This is a genomic window from Pseudarthrobacter sp. CCNWLW217 (assembly GCF_037203985.1).
In the GTDB taxonomy this organism is placed as follows: Bacteria; Actinomycetota; Actinomycetes; order Actinomycetales; family Micrococcaceae; genus Arthrobacter.
The window spans coordinates 52,308-66,470 of sequence record NZ_JBBCBT010000009.1 but is presented as its reverse complement, the minus strand read 5'-3'; the positions used below and the strand labels follow the sequence as shown (position 1 = coordinate 66,470).

At 65.6% G+C, this 14,163-nt stretch carries 10 protein-coding genes and 1 pseudogene; 6 read left to right on the top strand and 5 right to left on the bottom strand.

The genetic code is table 11. The annotated features are described in order from the left end of the window. The first annotated feature begins 60 nt into the window (after positions 1–60). Together V9L18_RS11910 and V9L18_RS11905 are read left to right on the top strand one after the other, a co-directional pair. Complete coding sequence (locus V9L18_RS11910) at positions 61–735, top strand: helix-turn-helix domain-containing protein (protein ID WP_337347383.1); 675 nt, start codon at positions 61–63, stop codon at positions 733–735. A 324-nt stretch (positions 736–1,059) separates the two neighbouring features. Then, positions 1,060–2,349: an ammonium transporter gene (locus V9L18_RS11905; protein WP_337347382.1), complete on the top strand. Its 1,290-nt coding sequence runs from the start codon at positions 1,060–1,062 to the stop codon at positions 2,347–2,349. Positions 2,350–2,577: 228 nt separating this feature from the next. Here the strand turns inward: V9L18_RS11905 and V9L18_RS11900 are convergent, their stop codons facing one another. From V9L18_RS11900 to V9L18_RS11890, 3 genes and pseudogenes are all read right to left on the bottom strand, one after another. Continuing rightward, positions 2,578–3,570 carry a glycoside hydrolase gene (locus V9L18_RS11900; protein WP_337347381.1) on the bottom strand — a complete coding sequence of 331 codons (993 nt, stop codon included), beginning with the start codon at positions 3,568–3,570 and terminating at the stop codon, positions 2,578–2,580. 222 nt (positions 3,571–3,792) lie between these two features. Beyond that, positions 3,793–5,623, bottom strand: a pseudogene (locus tag V9L18_RS11895) (DUF222 domain-containing protein). 134 nt (positions 5,624–5,757) lie between these two features. Beyond that, positions 5,758–9,264, bottom strand: coding sequence for a DEAD/DEAH box helicase (locus V9L18_RS11890; RefSeq protein WP_337347380.1), 3,507 nt, complete (start codon positions 9,262–9,264; stop codon positions 5,758–5,760). 190 nt (positions 9,265–9,454) lie between these two features. Between V9L18_RS11890 and V9L18_RS11885 the strand changes: the two genes are divergently transcribed. Then, positions 9,455–10,309: a DMP19 family protein gene (locus V9L18_RS11885; protein WP_337347379.1), complete on the top strand. Its 855-nt coding sequence runs from the start codon at positions 9,455–9,457 to the stop codon at positions 10,307–10,309. On the opposite strand, the gene V9L18_RS11880 is transcribed toward V9L18_RS11885, so the two are convergent. Next, positions 10,306–11,100 (bottom strand): DUF5655 domain-containing protein, encoded by a 795-nt coding sequence (locus V9L18_RS11880; protein WP_337347378.1) that lies wholly within the window; start codon positions 11,098–11,100, stop codon positions 10,306–10,308. The genes V9L18_RS11885 and V9L18_RS11880 overlap by 4 nt on opposite strands. Positions 11,101–11,244: 144 nt before the next feature. Between V9L18_RS11880 and V9L18_RS11875 the strand changes: the two genes are divergently transcribed. The 3 genes from V9L18_RS11875 to V9L18_RS11865 all read left to right on the top strand — a co-directional run bounded on the left by V9L18_RS11875 (position 11,245) and on the right by V9L18_RS11865 (position 13,387). Then, positions 11,245–11,901, top strand: a complete 657-nt coding sequence (locus V9L18_RS11875) for a protein tyrosine phosphatase (protein WP_337347377.1) — start codon at positions 11,245–11,247, stop codon at positions 11,899–11,901. Positions 11,902–12,057: 156 nt separating this feature from the next. Next, positions 12,058–12,636, top strand: a complete 579-nt coding sequence (locus tag V9L18_RS11870) for an RNA polymerase sigma factor (RefSeq protein WP_337347376.1) — start codon at positions 12,058–12,060, stop codon at positions 12,634–12,636. Then, a complete protein-coding gene (locus V9L18_RS11865; RefSeq protein ID WP_337347375.1) occupies positions 12,629–13,387 on the top strand; it encodes a hypothetical protein in 759 nt (252 codons plus the stop codon). Before V9L18_RS11870 ends, V9L18_RS11865 begins: the two co-directional genes overlap by 8 nt. 33 nt (positions 13,388–13,420) lie before the next feature. Here V9L18_RS11865 and V9L18_RS11860 read toward each other — a convergent pair whose 3' ends face one another. Further along, positions 13,421–13,957 carry a COG4315 family predicted lipoprotein gene (locus V9L18_RS11860; RefSeq protein ID WP_337347374.1) on the bottom strand — a complete coding sequence of 179 codons (537 nt, stop codon included), beginning with the start codon at positions 13,955–13,957 and terminating at the stop codon, positions 13,421–13,423. Positions 13,958–14,163: the final 206 nt, after the last annotated feature.

Below are 14,163 nucleotides of genomic sequence, written 5' to 3'. Positions count from 1 at the left end.
TAAAAACAGTAGGCCCGGGGCAGGACTTTGGCTACGGCGCCGCCACCTATGATGGCTCCTATGACCAATCACGCCCCGGAGGGAACAGACGCCGCACAGACCGCCGGCGGTGCCGCTGCCGGCAGTACGGCCGCCGTCGTAGACCCGGGCGCTCCAGCTGATCCTGGAGCCGTTTCAGGCAAGCTCGAACAGGTCATCGCCACGCAAGTACGGCACTACCGCACCGCCAACGGCCTGTCCGCGGCCGAGCTCGCTGCCCGGACCGGTCTGTCCAAGGCGATGATCTCCAGGATTGAAACGGCAACGACGTCGTGTTCGCTGACTACGCTCCAGCGGCTGGCGGACGGCCTCAAAATTCCCGTTACGGCTCTGTTCCGCGGGGCGGACACCGACCGCGACGCCACCTTCACCAAGAACGGCCAGGGCAGCCTGACTGTTCGCAGCGGCACGCAGCATGGCCATGAGTATCGGGTCCTGGGCGCTCTCAAGGGGCGGACGGACGCGCTCGAACCGACGCTGGTCACCCTCACCGATGCATCCGACGTGTTTCCGCTGTTCCAGCACCCCGGCACGGAATTCATCTACATGTTGGCCGGAAAGATGGTTTACGGGCACGGCGCCTACGAGTACACAATGGAAGCCGGCGACTCACTCCTGCTGGATGGCGAGGGCCCTCATGGGCCGTTGGAACTGCTTGAGCTGCCCATCAAGTTCCTGGCCGTTTCTGCCAAGTGATCCGCCGTGTTTCGGCCCGTGATCCCGCACGTATTCCGGCCCATGTTGCCGTCCGATTTCCGGCAGCGAAGTACGGCAGCATTCCTGAATCCACAGCGCGTTCGATCCAAAGTGCGTTCATGAGACGTGTGAAACTCACGTGCCCGTGACTGAAACGTTGATTTAACCGGCCGGAAACCCACGGCGAAAGTCCCGCCATACAGTTGGAACCAGACGGCAATAGCTGCCCTCCGATGAACGTGGTACTGACTCCGCGTCCCTCCTTTCGGAGCGGCTCTCACGGGCAATTTCCGTTCTCTCTTCGCATCACGAAAGGGGTTTCCCATGGATTCGGGAAATGTCGCATGGATTCTGGCCAGCTCTGCGCTGGTCTGTATGATGATCCCCGCCCTGGCCCTGTTTTACGGGGGCATGGTGGGGTCTCGTCGCATTCTCAACATGATGATGATGTGCTTTGGCGGCGCGAGCCTGGTGGCAGTGCTCTGGGCGCTCTTCGGGTATTCGATGGCCTTCGGAAATTCGGTAGGCGGCCTGGGGCTCATCGGGGACGTCACGGAATTCCCGGGCATGGGACAGCTGCTCGCCGCCGACGAGGCAGCCTCTATTCCGGTGATCCTCTTTGCCGCGTTCCAGCTGTTCTTCGCGTGTGTCACTACGGCCCTGGTTGCGGGAGCGGCAGCCGGACGTATGAAGTTCGGCGCCTGGATGCTGTTTGCCGGAATCTGGGCAACCATCGTCTACTTCCCCATCGCGCACTGGGTGTTTGCCTTCTCCTCGGCTGACGGCAGCGTCACGGGCGGCTGGATCGCGAGCGGGATCAAGGCGATTGACTTCGCCGGTGGCACCGCGGTGCACATGAACGCCGGCGCGGCAGCCCTGGCTCTGGCGTTGGTCCTGGGCAAGAGCTCCGGCTGGCCCAAGATGGAACACACCAAGCCGCACAGCAGGCCGCTGGTGCTCGTTGGCGCCGGTCTGCTTTGGGTTGGCTGGTTTGGCTTCAATGCGGGCTCCGCACTCTCCGCCGGACAGTCCGCTTCAGTGGTCTTCCTCAACACAGCAGTCGCAGCTTCTGCCGGGCTCCTCGCCTGGGCCCTTGTTGAGCGGCTCCGCCACGGCGCGGCCACCAGCATGGGCGCAGCGTCCGGCCTGATCTCGGCCCTCGTTGCCATCACGCCGGCCTGTGGTGCTGTCAGCCCGCTTGGCGCACTTGCCATCGGCGCCATCGCGGGCGCTGTCTGCTCCTTGGCCATCGAGCTGAAGTTCCGCCTCGGCTTTGACGACTCGCTCGACGTCGTGGGCGTTCACCTCGTGGGCGGCATCATCGGCACCCTGCTGATCGGCCTGTTCGCCACCGATGCAGCCCCGAACGGGGTGAGCGGACTCTTCTACGGCGGCGGCGTTGAACTGCTGGGCGTCCAGGCGCTGGCCACGGTTACGGTCCTTGTGTACTCGTTCGGCATTACGTGGATCCTGGCTAAGATTCTCGACCGGATCATCGGCCTGCGGATCAAGCCCGAGGACGAAATGCGCGGCATTGACCTCGCTGCCCACTCGGAACTCGCGTACCTCACGGACGAAGACCCCGTGGAACTCGGCTCGCCGCAGCGGGCCTGATAGCCAACGGGCCTGATAGCCAGAGGGCCTGATAAGCAGGGGACGCGTCCCTAGCACGCGTTATCCCTTAACAGCTGTCCGGGTGGTGCCATCGGCACCGCCCGGAACGCGAGTCCGGCGATGGGCCGAACAGTGGACCGGTGTCAGCAGCTGCTGGCTTATAGTTCCGCAGTTCGGCCCTTAGTCGTTTATTGCCTTAGTTGTTTATTGCCTTAGTTGTTTACTGCCTCAGACGTTGATGCAGACCAGGTTGCCGTCGTGGACCTTCAAAACGGCAGCGCGGACGTGGCTGAGGTGGGTCTTGGGGTCCGCCGTCATGCCGTCGATGTCCTCGCCGTTCCAGTGGGGATGCGTGAAGTACACGATCAGCGCGCGCTCCTTGCCTTCAGCTGACGGTTCCAGCGGCACAACGTCGGCGTGCCTGCCCGCTACTGGACCGCCGTCGGCCGTTTCTGGATCGGTCAGGATAAGGCCCTCAAGGTATTCCTGCCGGGTCCAGGAGCCGGCGGCGTCCTCCGAGCGGTAGATCGCCTGCCCGCGCCATTCGTCGACGATCATCCAAAACTGGTCCTCAAGCTTGAAAACTTTGGGTCCTTCGTGGGGTCTCCCGGGAATGGTCAGCCCCTCAAGAACCCACGACGACGGATCGGCCGGCGTGCTGCTAACGGCGCTGTAGGTGTTGGACCCGCGGGCTTCGTCCTTGTACCAGAGCCGGTATCGGCCGTCGCCGCACAGGGCGACCGCCGCGTCGATGACGCGCGGGGAGTCCAAGCCGATAGCACCTAGGTACTCCCAGGTGACCAGGTCGTTGCTGGCGAGCTGAACGATGGCGGCGCTGCCGGTCCAGTCGGTCCGTCGGCCGCCCAAGACTGTCAGGTACATGATCCATTGGTCGCCGATCCGTACGACGTCGGGCGCCCACAGGGTTGCCGGCCGTTCCGTTCCCGGCGGGACGAGTCCATCCACGGTGCCCTGATAGGCCCACGTGAGTCCATCGTCGGACGAGCGGGCCATCCCGATTTCGGTGCCGTGCACCCATTCGACGCCAGTCAGCCCTGTTTGCGTGGCCCGGCGCTGGGTGTAGAAGAGCACCCAATCGCCGGTCAAGTGGTCCGGAACCAGAACGGGATCGGTGGGGCCGTCCCAGACAGGATCACGGTAAGGGGTCTTGAAGGCGTCAGGGTTGAGGGCGACGACGTCAGGGGCTTCAGGGTGGCTCATTGAGCCACAGGTTGTTGATTCGGGGCGCACGGCAGTCTCCAGGTGGACGGGCGGGTCGGATTTCCGTACAGCATATGCGGGAAAGTGCTTTCCCGCAGCTAGGGGTTCTGGTTTGTCCTCGTAACGGGATGCACCGTCCGGGCCGCATTCCTCCGGGTCCGAACGCATTCCTCCGGGTCCGAATCCGGGCCCGGTTAGATCGGCGGGGTTAGTTCGGCCCGGCTAGTTGGGCCTGGTTAGTTCGGCGGGCACCACTGCCGAGCCCCACACGGGCATGGGATCTTTGAGCCTGGCTCTGTCAGGTAACGTCCCGTCAGGTAACAGCCCTTCAGGTAACGTCCCGTCAGGGAACAGCCCTTCAGGCAGCGGACATTCGGGGACGGCGCCGAGGTGCGGGACATCTGAGGCAGGGTTGTCTGAGGGCGGGAGTTCGTCAGGCCGCAGGATTTCGCCAGGCCCGATTTCTCCAGACAGGATTTCTCCAGACAGGGCAGGGCTGAGTGCTTGATTAGGAAGCTGATTCAGCATCTGGGGTGGCCATTGGGGTGGTTCCCAGTCTTGGTGTTCGCTTTGGTAGTGGCGGCCGGTGGGTGAGGTCCAGCCGGGTGGTTTGTCGATGCTGGCTTCGGTGGGTGTCCAGGCGGTGGTGTGTTTTAGCCTGTGGTGTTTGGGGCAGGGCTGGCCGAGGTTGCTGATGCCGGTGGTGCCGCCGTCGGCCCAGGCCAGGAGGTGGTCTGCTTCGTTGTCCAGGGACTGGTTGTTGCAGCCGGGGAACGGGCATTTGCCGTCGCGCATCCTCAGCCATTGGCGCATCGCGGCGGGGATCCGGTAGCTTTGGCGGCCGATCTCCAGCGGCGCCCCGTTCCGAGGGTCGGTCAGGACGCGGTGGAATGAGCCGGCGCCGTCGGCGACCAGACTCCGGGCCATCGATGCCGGGATTGGCCCGTACCCGTCGAGGGTGGCTGGTTCGTCGGTGAGTCCCATCAGCGCGAACACCGGCACGGTCACGAGGACCTGCGCCGCCGGCGACGGGACCCGGCCCGTCATCAAGTCGTTGCCCGGCAGGACGTCGCTGCCCGCCACGGCTTCGTTGCCCGCCGCGGTCCCGTTGGTTTCGACACGGCCCGCCAGGACGTCGTTGCCGGCCCCGACATCATTGGTGCCGGCGCTGGTGCCGGCTGCTGTGTCTGTGCTGCCCTCGGCCGGGCTGGCCGTGGTGCCGGTGTAGCCTGCGCTGAGGAGCATTTGGGCGGCGATGTCGGCGCGGAGCTGGGTCATGGTGCGGGTCTCGGCCTGGCCCTGGAGTGCCCGGGCGGTGGCGGTGATGCCGTTCCAGATCCCGGCTGCCCGGTCCGCGGGCAGGTAAGCCGAAAGCCAGGCCATGCCGTCCCGGTCCGGGACGTACTCCAGCCGCCGGTCCAACACGCTCCTGGCGTTCGCGCCAGGTCCGGGCCTTGTGCCGGAACCGGGACGGGACCAGCTCACCGGCCGGGCACTCCCGGGCCCGGTCCGGCACGTCCGGGCCCAGGAAACGGGCCTCCAACGCCGCCGCCCCGGCCTCATCCAGGCCGGTCGTCTCATCGACCATGACCCGCGCGTGCTGCCACGACAGATCCCCGGACTGCAGCGCGGCCAGCGTCAGCGGCAAGGCAGTGGTCAGCTCATGGGCCTGCGCCAACAGCGCAGAGGCCGAGCGTTCACTCACCGTCAGCGCACACGCGACCTCGGACACCACACCCATCTCCTGGGCCGTGTGTTCCCCAGGGCTCCTGACCGGGCCGTCCAGGGCCGCAGCCTTTCCCGCGTACGCGGCGGCCAGGCGCACCCTGAACGCCGCCACCATCGCGTCCACCCGGACCGAACCGGCGAGCCCGTCCAGGCAAGCATCGGCCTGCCCCCGCAAAGGATCACCACCCCCGGAACCCGTCCCGGAACCCGTCTGGGAACCCGTCCAGGAACCGCGGCCATCCAGCCCCCGGCGCATACAGGCAGCAAACTCCGCAGCAGCAGCCTCGAAGGCGTCCACCGCCTCCTCAACACCCGGGATCCCCATACCCCCATCATCCAGCGACCCGCCAACAAAAACAGCCCAGCACATCGCCTATGTGGATAACCTCCCGGCCCCTTCCTAAAGGAGACGGGGAGGTTGTCGGACGGGCTCGAACAGGCCCAGTCCCCGAAACTGGATCAGTCCTTGAACAGCCCGGCGAGGTCCTCGGCTGTAATCGAACCGCCGGACAGCGCGTCGCCCTCCATGACATCCGCGAACAGTTGCGACTTCCGGGCCTTCAAAGCCATGACCTTTTCCTCGATCGTGTCCTTGGCAACGAGCCGGTACACCATCACGTTCCGGGCCTGGCCGATCCTGTGCGTGCGGTCCACGGCCTGCGCCTCGGACGCCGGGTTCCACCACGGATCCAGCAGGAAAACGTAGTCGGCCTCGGTCAGGTTGAGCCCAAATCCGCCGGCCTTCAGCGAAATCAGGAACACCGGCGCGCTGCCGTTCTTGAATTCATTCACGACGTCGCCACGGTTGCGGGTGCCGCCGTCGAGATAGCAGAACTCGATCTTCTCCTCCACAAGCCGTTCCCGGACCTTGCCGAGGAAACCAGTGAACTGGCTGAAGATCAGCGCACGGTGGCCCTCGGCGACCAGATCCTCCAGCTGCTCGAACAGCACGTCCAGCTTCGACGATCGAACCCCCGAAAGCGACGGATCCACCAGTGACGCGTCCAGGCTGAGTTGCCGCAGCAAGGTCAGCGACTGGAAGATCGTAAAGCGGTTCTTGTTCACGTCCTCGATCAGCCCCAGGATCTTCTGCCGCTCACGCTGCAGATGCGTTTGGTAGACCTTCTGGTGCCGCGGGTTAAGCACCACCTCCAGGATCTGCTCCTGCTTGGGCGGCAGGTCCTGGATGACCTGGTCCTTGGTGCGCCGCATCATCAGTGGACGGACCCGGCGGCGGAGCTTGTCCAACTGCGCCTTGTCGCCGTTCTTTTCCACCGGCTTCTGGTAGTACTCGGCGAACCGTTTGGGGCTTGAGAACAGACCAGGCGCCACAATGGACGTCAGAGCCCAGAACTCCATGAGGTTGTTCTCAAGCGGAGTACCGGTGATGGCCAGCTTGAATACCGCGGGCAGCTTCCGGGCGCACTGGTAAGCCTTTGACTGGTGGTTCTTCACGAACTGGGCTTCATCGAGCACCAGCCCAGCCCACGTCTTGGAGGCGTAAGAGTCGTAGTCGATCCGGAACAGGGCGTACGAAGTGATAACGATATCCGCGCCGCCCAGTTCAACGGCCGCGTCCTGGCCATTCTTAGCAAAAGTCTCGCTCACGGTCCGAACCGTCAGGCCTGGCGCAAAACGTGCGGCTTCCGCCGCCCAGTTACCCACGACGCTGGTGGGGGCAACCACCAAAAAGGGAGTGCCGCCGTCGGGCGCGGGAGTTCCGGAGGCCGCGGGAGTTCCGTCGGACGCGATGGTTCCGGCGCCAGCGGAAGCGCCGCCAGAGGGCACCCCGTCTCCAGACAGAGCGCCGTGCTCCTTCGCCGCGCACATCAGCGCAAGGGCCTGCACGGTCTTGCCCAGGCCCATGTCGTCCGCGAGGACACCGCCCAGGCTGTGCTTGTACAGGAAGCTAAGCCAGTTGAAACCCTCAAGCTGGTACGGCCGCAGTTCGGCATTGAGCGATGAAGGCAGCGGCAGGCCTTCGATCCCGCCCTCAAGCAGACCGCCAACCGCCGAGCGCCAGGCCGCGGCTTGCTGGTCCACTATGCCCAGGTGCGCGAGCTCGTCCCACAGCCCGGCCTGGAAACGGCTGATCTGCAGCGGAGCATCCTTGTTGTCCTGCAGCGAGCGGGCTTCCTCGATCAGGGCACGCAGCTGGTGCAGTTCCGGAAGGTCCAGCGAGAAGTACGCGCCGCTGGGCAGGAGCATCTTGGTCTGGCCCGCTGCCAGCGCGGAAAACACCGCCGCAAACGACACCGGCTGGCCCTCCAGCGAGATCTGGATGCCAAGGTCGAACCAGTCGCGCTGCTCCGTGGCCTTGGTGGAGATGGAAACCACTGGTGCTTCCTCGGCCTCGCGGTAGTCGGCGATGTCCCCGGCGGTGTCCACGGCCACGTCAGGGGCCTGCCGCAGCACGGGCAGGACGTCCTCGGTGAAGGCCAGCGTGTCCAGGCCGCTCAGCTCAACGGATGCGGCGAGGCGAGGGGTTCCCCAGCCGGCGGTGGCCGACTCGCCCAGCGCGGGGACCACGTTCCACGGCTGGCCGATTCCCTCCAGGATGCGGGCCTCGGCGGTGTCGTCGCGGTAGCCGTGGTCGCCGGGGTGCCGCCACAGAGGCTGGGCGGTGACCAGGTTTCCTGTCTTGTAATGCCACTCCCAGTGCAGCCGGACCCGGTGGTCGGCGCCGTAATTGGCCAGCAGCGAGAGGGTGGGGATGGCCAGGGCAGGAAGCTCCACCGATTCGTCTTTCGCGGTGACCCGGGCGGCCTGCTTGAGCTTCGGGTAGAAACCGGTGAGGAAGCGGGTCTCGTCCTTGGCCGGGATATGCAGGGTACTGCCGGCAGTGACGAACGTCAGCAGTTCCTCGCTGAGCCCGCTTTCCAGCGGAGCCAGGGTGATCACGCTGTCCGCGGGCGCTCCGGGCAGCGTTTCGCCGCCCGTGGTCAGGAAGATGCCGTGCGCAGGGCGGCCGATGGTTCCCACCGACGCCGGATCAACCTCTTCCCCCTCAACGGTGATGGTGGGCGCAAGTTCCAGCCCGCCGTCGTCGTCAGTTCCCGCCTTGGGCCCGGAAACAGCATCCCCACTCACCGGGGAGCCGTAACGGCTCAGGTTAAGCCCGACGGCGGCGGGAGACTCCGCGAGCCGCACCGGCTCGGTGCCGCGGCTGTGGACCAGGGCGAGGCCGATCTTCTTGGCGTCGGCGAGCAGGCCCCACATGTTTTTGCCCGCGAAGGTATTCAGGCCCAGCCACAGGGCAGAGGAGTTGTGCAGCCGGTTGGCGGCGGCGGTGTGCGCGGCGAGGAACGTCTGCATCCACTCGATGTGCGCCTCGTTGCATTCGCGCCGGAAGTTCAGGTAGCTGAGGGTGTTCCAGGAGACGTCGCCGCGGATCCATTTGCCCTTGGTTCCCATAATCACGGGCCGGGCCTTGAGTTGGCGCACGCTGCGCAGCGGGTCGCGGCGGCCTGTGTAGGAGAAGTGCGGAGCAGGCTCCTCGATCTCGAACTGGAGGGCCAACGGGATGCCGTTGCTTGATTGGGTGATGCCTGGCTGGGAAATGAGCGGGCTCAGGGCCTGCTCCCAGTCGGCCAGGTCGAGGCTGGCGGGTTGGCGGGAGAGGCGGGAAACTTCCGCCGGGGCCAGGAGCTGGACGCGTATGGCAGGGTTGTCCTCGGCGGCGAAGAGCAGCGCGGCCACGTGTTTGCAGTCCTTGCGGACGGGGCAACTACAGACGCCAACGGTGCAGCTCCAGCCGCCTGTTTTCCGGACTAGCTTGGCCGTGGTGGAGTAAGGGACGTCGGCGCCACCCCGGACTTTGCCCAGCATCAGTCCGGTGGCGGCGTCGAAGGAAATCCCGGAAACACGGCTGCCCATGGCATACGCCAGCCCGGCCGCGAGGGAGCGGTCGTTAATGGCGGGTGTCTGTATTGCCAGTGCCGCACTCTCGTCCGGTTGGGATGGCATGGTGCGCGCTACTTTCAGCTGGCCACGGTGGACCCGTGTCCGATCGATGGTTATCTGATCCATCTTAGTTCGCCGGAACGGGCGCCCAAACTTCGCCTGACGTTCACCTTGGCCTCAACCGGGCGCGCACCCCGCCCACGTAGCGTGAAAAGTGTTCCGAGCACCACCCGCTTACGCAGTGAGGATTACCATGACCGCGAGCCAGCAACCCGTTGTTCTGACCACCGGCAGCATCGAAGCAGCTGATGAGGAGGTGGTGGACGCGAACGTTTTGGTGGTTGACGCCATGCACCGCGAACTCCTCCAGACTGACGAAATTTCTCCCGTGGCCATCCGCAGCTATTACGTGGATTTCTACCTCACCCAGTCCCTTGAGGGTGGCTTCGCGCAGTACGTATTCACTTCCCTGAACCGCGACGAAACGGACACCCTGGTCCGCGAAGGCATGGCCAGCATGGGTGCCACTGCCCACCTGGACCTGTTCAACCGGACCGTTGAGGCGTTCGATGCCCTGTCCGAGGAGGACGTTGAGCGGTACCTCGATGGCGCCCTGGATGACGACGAGGAGCCGACCGAAGGCGTGCTTGCCCTGGAGGAGCTCGACGGCGAGTTCGAGGAGCTCCTGGAAACCGAGAACATCACCGCACTGAACGCTGCCTGGCTCCGCGGCCAGGAGTCATTGCTGGTGCTGGACGAAGACGGGCTCACTGCCTACATCGCGGAGCGCGTTGCGTCCATCCCGAACCTTGCTGAACGCCAGGCCAAGGCCGACGCCGAGGCCTTGGAGGATGCGCCGGACTTCGAAATCATCATCCGCGAGCTGTGCAACATTGTCGGCTACGCGCTGCAGAAGATCACCATGGGGGACCCCAATTACCTGCACCAGGGCGAGAAGACGCTGGCCTGGCACTTCAGCACGGACCACGGCGACTTCATCATGGTCGAAGACGACGACGAGGCCTTCATGATCGATCCCGTGACCCAGGAAATCGTCGCCGCCGTCGAGTTTGAAGAGGCCGACGACGACGAGATGGTCGACGCCTAGGACTCTCGCCGCCGGCGCGGGGCTGGTTGGGTTCGCCCAGTTCGAGGGAACGGACCGAGTTCGCGGGAACGATCCCGCGAACTCGCGCCGTTCCCGCGAGTTCGACGGCGGGTGCGGCGCCAGAGCGAGCCGGGAACCCGCCGTCGGGCTTGCCTAGCGGTTCTGCTCCAGGCCCCGGCCAGTATCTGCAGGAGTTCCTCATCCACCTGGTCCGCGGACGTGAGGCGGACGCGGCGGTCGAACGCGTCGTCGGCGCGGACCTTGACGGTTTCCAAGCGGCCCCCAGCGGCGGCGTCCAGGCCTGAGGCGTCCAGGGCCGCTGCCTCCAGCCGCTGTGTGTCCAGCCGCAGAGTCACATCCACGGCCGTGTTCGTGGTCCGGGTGACCTGGGCGAACTTCCTGCGCGGGCTGCGGAGCGAGACGTAGCCCTTGCGCATCTGGATCTCTACGCCCTCGGTGGCGGAAGCCCAGGCAAGGATGGCGTCAGTGATGGGCCGCAGCTGCGGGTGGTTGGCGTACTGGCCGTCGATCAGTTCGTCGGCGTCGCGGAGCATAAAATCCGGGTATCCAAACAGCTCCCAGGACACGGCGTATTGCGCATAGCCGGTGACGCCGTGCTCATCGCGCATCCAGGCGCGGAGCTGGGCGTCGTTCTGTATTCCGGCGCTGCGTGCCTGCCCAGCCCAGTAGCCAACGTCCTGGCCAGTCTTCCGAAGCAACAGAGCCTGATTGCTGTCCACCATGGTCTGCCAGGTTTTGGCGGTTTTCCGGGGTTCCTGGGCGTTGGGCATGCTTCGATCGTAGTGCTGGTCAGCGGGGCGCGAGGAAAAATTTTGGGGCGGCCGTAACTTTTTCGTTCTGGCTAGCGATGTAGGGGGTGATGGGTTCCCCACGGAACCGGATCTGAATTGTTCTCTAGGTTTTGGAGTATCTCTATGTCGTTGTTCACTGTTCTCGCCACCAGCAAAGTCGCCGCCGGAGTCCTGGCAGCAGGCACCCTGGCCGTCGGCGGAACCGGCGTTGCTGCTGCAACCGGCGCCCTCCCGGCGGAAGCCCAGCAGACGGCCCACGAGCTGCTCGGCGCCCCGGCCCCGCAACTGGCCGCCAACGCTGCAGAGTCAGCTGCCGCTGGCGCAGACCTCGACGCTTCCGGCGAAGCAGCAGTGACCGGCGAAGCAGCCGTGTCCGACGACGAGATCGCCGCTGAAGCCAAGGTCTCCGCCGCGGCAGGCACCGCTGTGGACGCAGCCGGCGCCGCAGCGTTCGGCCTCTGCACCGCCTTCACCAACGGTGGGCTCAACGAAGCCTCCGAAGGCTTCTCCTCGCTGGTGATCGCCGCCGAGGGCGAAGCCAATGTTGACGCCTTCTGCGCCGACGTCATCGCGCAGGGTGCTGCTTCCGCTGACGCCGCCGCGGCAGCAGAGGGTTCCGCCGCCGTCAAGGCTGAGCGTCCCGAGCTTCCCGCCGTGCCTGCAGTTCCTGCGGTTCCGGCTGTTCCCGGTGTCGACGGCGAGCCCGCAGTTCCGGCCGTTCCGGCCGTGCCCGCCGTGCCCGGCGACGTTGCGGACGCACCCGCCGTTTCGGCCCGCTAGGACCTGGTCGGCTAGTCTGGACTGCGGGAATCGCGCCCCTTGGGCCGGATTTCCCGCAGTCCATGACGCCGTTCAAACGGCAGTCCGAGAGGCAGTCCACAGAGGCAGCGGAACCGTCCGCTCCGGAAACCGGGATGTAGTGGTCCACCGCCCGGGATGGAGGAGCCACTGGTGCTAGACACTTTGGCCGAAGAAAATATCGAGATATTCGCAGACACAGCCGGCGTTGATCCGGCCGTGATCTTCGGCGCTGTCTACCGCACTTTTTCCGGCGCTGTGCTCGGCTACCTCAAGGCCCGGGGCGTGGATGATCCCGAAGCTGTCACCCAGGACGTCTTCCTGGCGTTCTACCCCAAGATCGGTGAGTTGACCGGCGGGCTGCAGGGCGCCAAATCGCTGGTTTTCTCGATTGCGCACGCCCGGATGGTTGACTACTACCGTCGCGTTGAGCGCAGGCCCGACTTCACCCCGTACGACCCCCTGCAGGACGGCCGCAGCACTGCGTCGGCGGAAGACCACGTGCTGGGCCACGGCGATGGCGCAGCCCACTTGCTTGAAGGACTGGCCGAGGACCACCGCGAAGTCCTGGCATTGCGGGTGGTGGCCGACCTCTCCATCGAACAGGTGGCCGGCATCATGGGCAAGTCCCCAGGTGCCATCAAGCAGCTCCAGCGCAGGGCCCTGCAAAACCTCAAGGACCAGACTCTTAAAAGAAACCAGGCAGATCATGAGTGACACCGCAGGCTCCCGCAACGACGGAACGGTCGACCGGCTGCTCCGCGAAGCAGGGTTCGACGACGACACTGATCTCCGCCCTGCACTGCTTCACCTCCGCGGCCTCGCCGCCGCACAGCCCCAGGCGTCCGCCGCGGTAGCAGCACTGATGGCGCCGCCGGCTGAAAAGGTTGAGCGGGCTGAACAGGCTGCCACCACACTCCTGGCGGCAGTCCCCGACGCGGCGGCACGTCCGGAGCCGCAAGCAGCATCTCCAGCAGCTGTCACCGACGAGCTGGCCGCCCGCCGTCGTGCCAAGCGCAGGATCACCCTCACGACGCTGTCTTTGGCGGCCTCCTTGGCGGCAGGCGGAGCGGTTGCCGTTGCCGCCGACCAGGGCATTCGTGATTCCTTTGGCCAACTTCACCACGCCGTGACATCATTCATGGCTACCGCCGGTGGCGGTCCCGCACCCGTTCCGGTTGGGACGCCGGTTCCTGCTCCCGCACAGCAGGGCCCTCCCGCATCGGCGCCTGCCGCGCCGGAAACCAGCGCTGCGCCCGCAACTCCTGGCCCGGAATCAGGGGACGGCAAGGGTCCGAAGCACACACCTGTTCCGACGAATCCGGCGTCAGTTCCGCTGCCGAACCTTCCCGTGCCGGAGAATGTCACGCCGGGTGTTCCTGGTGGACCGCTGAAAGGCGAGGATCAGCCGGCAACCCTGCCGGTGCCGGCCACGCCTCCGGTCCCAGTACCCACCGTTCATCCGTAGCAGCCGGAATTAGGGGTCGAAGCGGCGAAAGCGTCAGTAGCCTGTAGACGCCGTCTTGATCATTTCGCCTGCCGGATTCGCCAGGTACCAGACGTCGCTCACGCCTTGCCCCAGGATGTCGCCCGGATTCTTATCCTGCTCGTAGTAATACAGCGGCAGTCCGTTCAGGGTCACCTGCTTCGCACCGTCCGGCGTCGCGATAGTGCCCAGGGTTCCGCTGACGCCCTCCGCCGACGGCGTTGCCGCGGTGCTGAGGACCGGCGGCCACATCGTGAGGCAGGCTCCCGTGCACGCGCTGGTGCCGGAATCCTTGACGTCCTTGGTGAAGAAGTAAACGCTCATGCCTTTGGCGTCCACAACGATGGTGCCGGCGCTGGAGGTTGCTGTCCTGAGGTCGACGGCGGCAGCCGCGGTTGGGCTGCCGGTCGCCGCGGGTGAGGCGGGAGCGGGGCTGGTCGCCGAGGGAGTAGCCGCGGCTGTGGTGCTGGTAGTTCCCGGGCTGCCCCCGCAGCCTGCCAGGGCGGCGACAAGGGCCAATGCGGCAAGACCGGTGCCCAGATGCTGTTTCATGGGAATGCTCCTCGGCTGGGGCCCGGCGTCGGATCACCGGACGCTAACCCGTAAGACGCGCCAAGGTGAAGAATGGTTCAAAAGGCAGATACTCTCCTCGGTTCCGCCGGCAGGGTGTCCGCCAGCGATGAACCGTTTGTGGACTGCGGACGTCGTATCAGCCGAATGTGCAAGCGTGAATCTGCACATGGAGAAACCGTTCCGCG

Bases quoted from the DNA above. Each gene is read 5' to 3' on its own strand.
- V9L18_RS11875 (WP_337347377.1), top strand. From the start codon at position 11,245: ATGTCGTTGTTCACTGTTCTCGCCACCAGCAAAGTCGCCGCCGGAGTC.
- V9L18_RS11880 (WP_337347378.1), bottom strand. From the start codon at position 11,100: ATGCCCAACGCCCAGGAACCCCGGAAAACCGCCAAAACCTGGCAGACC.
- V9L18_RS11865 (WP_337347375.1), top strand. From the start codon at position 12,629: ATGAGTGACACCGCAGGCTCCCGCAACGACGGAACGGTCGACCGGCTG.
- V9L18_RS11910 (WP_337347383.1), top strand. From the start codon at position 61: ATGACCAATCACGCCCCGGAGGGAACAGACGCCGCACAGACCGCCGGC.
- V9L18_RS11890 (WP_337347380.1), bottom strand. From the start codon at position 9,264: ATGCCATCCCAACCGGACGAGAGTGCGGCACTGGCAATACAGACACCC.
- V9L18_RS11885 (WP_337347379.1), top strand. From the start codon at position 9,455: ATGACCGCGAGCCAGCAACCCGTTGTTCTGACCACCGGCAGCATCGAA.
- V9L18_RS11905 (WP_337347382.1), top strand. From the start codon at position 1,060: ATGGATTCGGGAAATGTCGCATGGATTCTGGCCAGCTCTGCGCTGGTC.
- V9L18_RS11870 (WP_337347376.1), top strand. From the start codon at position 12,058: ATGGAGGAGCCACTGGTGCTAGACACTTTGGCCGAAGAAAATATCGAG.
- V9L18_RS11900 (WP_337347381.1), bottom strand. From the start codon at position 3,570: ATGAGCCACCCTGAAGCCCCTGACGTCGTCGCCCTCAACCCTGACGCC.
- V9L18_RS11860 (WP_337347374.1), bottom strand. From the start codon at position 13,957: ATGAAACAGCATCTGGGCACCGGTCTTGCCGCATTGGCCCTTGTCGCC.